The following is a 6,824-nucleotide window of genomic DNA, read 5'->3' as shown; positions in this document are numbered from 1 at the left end:
GAGGTCGCCGCGCTCGCGGGGTGGTGCCCCGCCGCCGAGGTGCCGCGGCTCGCGCGTCGGCTCGCCGCGGCCGGCGGTGCGCTGGTCCCGCTGCGGCCACCGCCCGGGACAGACCCCCCGACGCAGCTGAGATCGGGGCCGTCCGCGTCGTTCACACCGCTGGTGACGACGTACGGCACGCCGCCCTACACGGATGTCGATCCCTCGTGGCCCGCCGGGATCACGTACGTCGTGATGTTCGGGATCATGTTCGGGGACGTGGGTCACGGGGCTCTGCTGCTGCTCGGCGCGCTGGCGCTGCGGCTGGGACGGCCGCACCGGCTCGCCCGGTACCGCCGCCTGTGGCCCTTCCTCGCGGGTGCCGGACTGGCGGCCATGCTTGCGGGAGTGGCCTACGGCGAGTTCTTCGGGCCCACGGGTGTACTGCCGGTGCTGTGGCTGAACCCGCTGGCAAGCCCCGCGCGTCTGCTGGTCGCGGCGGTTGTCCTCGGTGCGGGGCTGCTGGCCCTCGCCCACGCGGCCGGTACGGTCAACCGCTGGCGTGAGGGCGGGCCGGGCAGGGCGCTGTACGCGGCGACCGGCTGTGCCGGTCTTCTCTTCTTCCTGGGGTTCGCGCTCTGTGCGGCGGGCCTGGTGCTGCGGCGGCCGGGTCCGGCCGTTCTCGGGGCGGCGCTCGCCGCGGCGGGGCTGGCGCTGGTCGCGGTCGGTCTGTTCCGGGCCACGGCGGGTGGTTTCGCGGGGTTCGCCGAGACCGTGGTGCGGCTGTTCGACGTCGTGGTGCGCGCGGGCACCAACACCCTCTCGTTCGCCCGGCTCGCGGCGTTCGGTCTCACCCATGCCGCGCTCGCGGACCTGGTGTGGCGCGGTACCGCCGGGCTCGCCGGGCGCGGAGCCGCGGGCCTTGCCGGTGCGGTGGCGCTGTTCGTCGTGGGCACCGCCGCCTCGTTCGCCCTCGAGGCCCTGGTGGCCGGCGTGCAGGCGCTGCGGCTGGAGTTCTACGAGATCTTCTCGCGGCTCTTCGAGACCGAGGGCCGCCCGTTCCGTCCCTGGCACGTTCCCTCGGCGGCACCGGCCGAGGCTGAGACGGAGGTGGCCACGTGCTCACCTGGCTGATGGTCCTGCCCGTGCTCGCCACGGCACTCGGCGCCGCGCGACTGCTGCTGCGACGCCGGACGAAGCACGTGTTCCACTGGCTCCTGGCCACGAATCTCGTCCTGCTGGCCGGGGCCTGTGTGCTCGTCGCGACGGCGCTGTCCGGCCCGGCTCGGGCGGCCGTGCCCGTCCAGGCCGCCGCGCCGGGCGCCGCGAACGGTTCCGCCCTGATCGGAGCCGCCATCACGATGGCCGGCGCGTCGATCGGGGCCGCCATCGCCGTCGCCTACACCGGGGCCGCGGCGCTGGCCGCGCTCAGCGAGCGCCCCGAGCTGTTCGGCCGGGCCATGGTGATCGTCGGACTGGCCGAGGGCATCGCCGTCTACGGGCTGGTGGTCGCGATCCTGCTGATCGGAAAGGCGTGACGGTGGGCACGGTGACAGCCATCGGCGCGCGGACGAAGGTGGGCGGCCTGGCCCTCGCCGGGGTCGACGTCCTGGTCGCCGAGAGCCCCGAGGCCGTCCGCCGCGCCTGGCGGGAGCTCGAGGCGACGGTCTCCCTGGTGATCGTCACCGCGGAGGCGGCCGAGATCCTCGGCGCGGGGCAGCCCCCCGCGGCGGGACCGGCTCCCTCCCGGCCACTGGTCGTGGTGATGCCCCGATGACCGCACCCGCCGACCGCCGTGGCACCGTCCCGGACGTCTCCGCCGACGCGCTGGCACCCGTACGTGCCGAACTGGTCCGCGCGGCACGGGCGGACGCCGACGCCGTACTGGCCCGGGCGCGGGCGGACGCGGACGAGACGGTGCGGACGGCCCGCGCGCAGGCGGCGTCGCTGCTCGAACAGGCCCGGCAGGACGGTGTGCGGGACGGTGCCGCCGAGGTCACCGGGGAACGCGTACGCGCCCGCCAGGACGCGTGGAGCCGGGAACTCGCCGCACGCGCCGAGGTCTACGCCGAACTCCGCGCCGAGGTCCGCACCAGGGTCCAGGAAACACTGACGAACGACGCCGCCCTTCGGACCCGGCTCCGGGAACGGGCACGGGCACTGCTCGGCGCCCCTGCGCTGATCACGGCCGCCGACGACGGCGGAGTGACGGCGGACGCACCCGGGCGCCATGTCGACCTCACGGTGCACGCTCTCACGGACCGCGCCCTGACCCGGCTCGGCGCGGAGGCCGAGACGCTGTGGGCGCCATGACGTTCCCGTCCGCTTCGCAGCGCCAAGGTCCCGGTGACAGCGGTCCGGCACACGTCCTGCGGGTGGCCGGCCCACTCGTCGAGATCGTCCGCACCTCGGGCGTCGCCATGCACGACATGGTGCTGCTCGGCGAGGAACGGCTGCCCGGCGAGGTCGTGGCCATCCGGGGCGACGTCGTCACCGTCCAGGCGTACGAGTACACCGGCGGCCTCGCACCCGGGCACCCGGCCCGGCCTCGGGGCGGGCCGCTCGCGGTGCGGCTGGGACCGGGGCTGCTGGGCGGTGTCTTCGACGGCCTGCTCCGCCCCCTCGCCCGCGCCGGTGACATGCTCCGGGCGGGTGTGCGGGGTACGGAGCCGGACGGCCGCCGCCTGCGGTTCACCCCGGGGGTGGCCGAGGGAAAGCGGGTCGCGGCGGGCGACGTCCTCGGTGACGTCGCGGCGGCGGTGCCCCTGCGCGTCCTCGTGCCGCCGGGGTGCTCGGGCGTGGTGGGGTGGGTCGCACCGGCCGGCGACCACGGCGAGGACGCCGTGGTCGCCGTGGTGGACGGGCACGAGGTGTCGATGGCCCGGAGCCGGCCGGTGCGCAGACCGGGACCGGTGGAGGGACGGCTGGCGGGCGGCCGGCCGCTGCACACCGGGCAGCGCGCCGTCGACCTGCTCTTCCCGGTGGCCCGCGGCGGCACGGTCGCCGTCCCCGGCGGCTTCGGCACCGGCAAGACCATGCTGCTGCAGCAGATCGCCAAGTGGTGCGACGTCGATGTGATCGTCTACGTCGGCTGCGGGGAACGCGGCAACGAGATGGCCGACGTCATCGAGGAGTTGTCCGCGCTGACCGACCCGCGTACCGGGGGCCGCCTGGCGGAGCGGACCGTCACGATCGCCAACACCTCCAACATGCCCATGATGGCGCGCGAGGCGAGCGTGCACACCGGCACGACCGTCGCCGAGTACTTCCGGGACATGGGGCTTGACGTCGTCGTGATCGCCGACTCGACCTCCCGCTGGGCGGAGGCGCTGCGCGAGTTCGCCTCCCGGATGGGCGAGCTGCCCGCCGAGGAGGGCTATCCGGCGAGGCTCGCCTCGGAGCTGGCCGCCTTCTACGAGCGGGCCGCCGAGGTGCGCACCCTGGGCGGCGCCACCGGGTCGGTCACCGTCATCGGCGCGGTGTCGCCCCCGGGCGGCGACCGCACCGAGCCGGTCACGGCGCACACCGAGCGGTTCGTGCGCTGCCTGTGGAGTCTCGACCGCGACCTCGCCTACGCACGCCACTATCCGGCGGTCTCCTGGGCGGACTCGTTCTCCCGCGACGCCGCCGCGGTGGCGGTGGCGCACGCTCGGGCCGGTGACCCCCGGTGGGCCGAGCGGCGCGAACGGGTGGCCGGTCTGCTCGCCGAGGCGGACCGGCTGGCCGACCTGGTGGAACTGGTCGGTGTCACGGCCCTGCCGCCACGGGAACGGATCAGCGTGCTCGCCGGCCGTCTGCTGCGGGAGGGGGTCATCCAGCAGAACGCGCTGTCGCCGTCGGACGCCTACAGCACGCCCGAGAAGACGGCGGCCCTGGTGGAGGCCGTCCTGACGGTGATCGACCGCTGTTTCGCACGGGTGGACTCCGGTGTCCGCGCGGACGCCGTCGAGGCGGTCGACTTCACCCCGCTGCTGCGGGCCCGTGAGGACGCGGGGCCCGGGGAGAGCGCTCCGGTGGAGGCGGCCCGCGACACGATGCTGGAGCGGCTGGGAGCGACGCGGTGAGCGCACCCGGCGAGATCGAGTACACGCGGGTGCGGGATCTGCACGGCCCGCTCATGGTCGTCGAGGGGGTGAACGGCGTGGGCTGGGACGAGTTCGCCACGATCGCCCTCGACTCCGGTGAGCGCCGGCACGGACTCGTGCTGGAGGTGGACCGGGACCTGGCGGTCGTCCAGGTGCTGGAGGACACGGCCGGGATGGACCCGGGCGGCACCCGCGTCGCGTTCTCGGGCACACCGCTGCGGATCCCGGTCGGCACCGGCTGGCTGGGGCGGGTGTGCAACGGGCGCGGCGAACCCGCCGACGGCGGACCGCCGGTCCTCGGTTCCGTGGACGCCCCGGTCGGCGGCGCGCCGATCAACCCGGTGCGCCGGGAGCCGCCCACCGAGGCGGTGCTGACCGGGGTGGGCGCCATCGACGTCCTCACCACCCTCGTACGGGGGCAGAAGCTTCCCGTGTTCTCCGCCGCCGGGCTGCCGCACCTTCAGCTGGCCGTCCAGGTGGCCGCCCAGGCGACCTGCGGCGGCGAGGCGTTCGCCGTCGTCTTCGCCGGCATGGGGCTCACGCACGCCGACGCGGCGTTCGTCCGCGACGGGCTGGCCGAACGCTCCGCGGCCAGGGAGCTGGTCCTGCTGCTCAACACCGCGGACGACCCGGTGATCGAGCGGCTGCTCACACCGCGGCTCGCGCTCACGGTCGCCGAACACCTCGCCTTCGACGGAGGCCGCCACGTCCTGGTGGTGATGACGGACATGACGGCCTACTCGGAGGCGCTGCGCGAGGTGTCCGCCGCACGGGGCGAGATCCCGGCCCGGCGGGCCTACCCCGGCTATCTGTACAGCGACCTGGCGTCCCTCTACGAGCGGTGCGGCAGGATCAGGGACCGTCCCGGATCGGTGACCGTGCTGCCGGTGCTCACCATGCCCGCCGGCGACATCACCCACCCCGTGCCCGACCTCACCGGCTACATCACGGAGGGCCAGATCGTGCTGTCCGCCGAGGTCCACACCCGCGGCACGTATCCGCCGGTCGACCCGCTCGGCTCGTTGTCGCGCCTGATGCGCAAGGGAGCGGGAGAGGGCCGTACCCGCGACGACCATCCCCCTGTCGCGGCACAGCTGATCGCCGCACTGGCCCGCGCCCGGGAGGTGCGGGAGCTCGCCGACCTGATCGGACGTCCGGCACTCAGCGCGGTCGACCACCGCTACCTGGACCTGGAGGACGCCTTCCTGCGCCGGTTCCTCGCCCAGGGCGCCGACGAGAACCGGCCCCTGGACGAGGCCCTGGACCGCGCCTGGGAGGTACTGCTGACGCTGCCGCCCAGCCAGCTCGGCATGATCCCGGCGGCTCTCCTGGACGCCCACCGAGCCCCCGGGGACGACCACCCGGGCGCGGAGGGCACGCCGCCGTGAGCCCCCGGCGACACCGGGTTCCCCCGGGACGGGCCGGCCGGCTGCGGCTGCGGCACAGTCTCGGCACCGCACTGCGCGGAGCGGACCTGCTGGAACGCAAGCTCCGGCTGCTGCTGGACCGGGAACGGGAGCTGAGACGGACGGCGGACGAGGCGGGCCGCGTCTGGCGGGACAGGCTCGCCGAGGCCGAGACGTGGCTCGTGCGCGGGGTGCTGCTCGGAGGCGAACGGGCCCTGACCCAGGCGGCCCCGGCCGACCGGGCCGGTGTCGACGTCGAGTGGACCTCCTTGATGGGCGTGCGCCACCCGTCGGCCGTCTCCTGGACCGCACCGGTCCGCTCCCCCGCGGAACGGACGCCGGGCAACACCGCGCTCGCCCACGCGGAGGAGGCCTACCGTGCCGCGGTCCGCGCTGCCGCCGAGCACTCCGCCGCCCGCACCGCGGCCGAACTGATCGCGGCCGAGGCCGAGACGACCCGCCAGCGGGTCCGCGCCCTGCGCCGGCACTGGATCCCCCGGCTGACGCGCGAACTGGGCGCCGTGGAACTGGCGCTGGAGGAGGCGGAGCACGAGGAAGCGGTACGGCGACGCTGGGCGGCCTCGCCTCGCCGGCGGCCCCGGGAGTGAGCGGGCGCCGGGCCGTGCTCACCCTCCGGCGCGCTGAGACTCCGAGGGCACCGGGGGGTCGCCGTGCACGGTGGCGTGGTCCCCGGTGTCGTCCCGGTCGAAGCCGAGCCGGCTCACCACCTCCACCACCCCGTCGACGCTTTCGCACAGCCGCACGGTGACCGGGACCAGGCTCTTGCGCTCCACCCTGCCGCTGAGCGTCACCCGGCCCTCGGCGACCTCGACCGTCAGCGCCGAGGGCGGCAGGTCCAGCGTCCGTACGATGATGTCCTCGAGGATCTCCTCCTGGATCGCCTGGTCCCTGCGGAGGAACAGCTGCACCAGGTCGCTGCGGCTGATCACGCCGATCAGCCGGCCGTCACCGTCCACCACCGGCAGGCGCTTGACCCGGTGCCGCTCCATCGTCCGCGCGGCCCGCACGGCGTGCCAGCCGGGCTCCGCGACCACGGCGGGGCTCGTCATCAGGTCCCGGGCGCTGTTCCCCACGCCGCCGGACGTCTGCTTGCGGAGCAGGTCCGCCTCGGACACCACCCCGACCGGCCGGTCCTCGTCGTCGATCACCGGGACGGCGGTGATGTCGTACTCGTCGAGGACGCGTGCGATCTCCTTGAACGTCGTGCCCGGTCGCACGCTCACGGCGGCGGGCGTCATCAGATCGCCCACGCTGCGTTGCCTCATCGTTCAGCGCCCTTCTCGTCGCCTCGGGGCCGGTCCCACCCGGGCGGGCCCCGGCACGCCTGCCGGGG

The 6,824-nt window shown here is 75.2% G+C and carries 8 protein-coding genes; 7 read left to right on the top strand and 1 reads right to left on the bottom strand.

The features are described 5' to 3' along the window. The 7 genes from DEP02_RS29790 to DEP02_RS29760 all read left to right on the top strand — a co-directional run. A partial coding sequence (locus DEP02_RS29790; protein WP_112470786.1) for a V-type ATPase 116kDa subunit family protein occupies positions 1-1,113 on the top strand: 1,113 nt, incomplete at its 5' end. After that, the gene (locus tag DEP02_RS29785) at positions 1,098-1,517 is read left to right on the top strand and encodes an ATP synthase subunit C (protein WP_112470785.1); all 420 of its coding nucleotides are present in this window, start codon (positions 1,098-1,100) and stop codon (positions 1,515-1,517) included. The genes DEP02_RS29790 and DEP02_RS29785, both read left to right, overlap by 16 nt. 11 nt (positions 1,518-1,528) lie before the next feature. Further along, positions 1,529-1,756: a hypothetical protein gene (locus tag DEP02_RS29780; protein WP_232839332.1), complete on the top strand. Its 228-nt coding sequence runs from the start codon at positions 1,529-1,531 to the stop codon at positions 1,754-1,756. Next, positions 1,753-2,292, top strand: a complete 540-nt coding sequence (locus DEP02_RS29775; RefSeq protein ID WP_112470783.1) for a hypothetical protein — start codon at positions 1,753-1,755, stop codon at positions 2,290-2,292. Before DEP02_RS29780 ends, DEP02_RS29775 begins: the two co-directional genes overlap by 4 nt. Next, the gene (locus tag DEP02_RS29770) at positions 2,289-4,043 is read left to right on the top strand and encodes a V-type ATP synthase subunit A (RefSeq protein WP_112470788.1); all 1,755 of its coding nucleotides are present in this window, start codon (positions 2,289-2,291) and stop codon (positions 4,041-4,043) included. The genes DEP02_RS29775 and DEP02_RS29770 overlap by 4 nt, the downstream gene beginning before the upstream one ends. Further along, on the top strand, positions 4,040-5,452 hold the full coding sequence (locus tag DEP02_RS29765; RefSeq protein WP_112470782.1) for a V-type ATP synthase subunit B: 1,413 nt from the start codon (positions 4,040-4,042) through the stop codon (positions 5,450-5,452). Before DEP02_RS29770 ends, DEP02_RS29765 begins: the two co-directional genes overlap by 4 nt. Further along, the gene (locus DEP02_RS29760; RefSeq protein ID WP_198668655.1) at positions 5,449-6,078 is read left to right on the top strand and encodes a V-type ATP synthase subunit D; all 630 of its coding nucleotides are present in this window, start codon (positions 5,449-5,451) and stop codon (positions 6,076-6,078) included. The genes DEP02_RS29765 and DEP02_RS29760 overlap by 4 nt, the downstream gene beginning before the upstream one ends. Positions 6,079-6,096: 18 nt before the next feature. On the opposite strand, the gene DEP02_RS29755 is transcribed toward DEP02_RS29760, so the two are convergent. Continuing rightward, on the bottom strand, positions 6,097-6,756 hold the full coding sequence (locus tag DEP02_RS29755; RefSeq protein WP_112470781.1) for a CBS domain-containing protein: 660 nt from the start codon (positions 6,754-6,756) through the stop codon (positions 6,097-6,099). Positions 6,757-6,824 lie beyond the last annotated feature (68 nt).

The sequence above is a fragment of the Streptomyces triticisoli genome (assembly GCF_003270085.1).
Lineage (GTDB): Bacteria > Actinomycetota > Actinomycetes > Streptomycetales > Streptomycetaceae > Streptomyces > Streptomyces triticisoli.
This window is presented reverse-complemented; position numbering and strand designations above follow the sequence as displayed.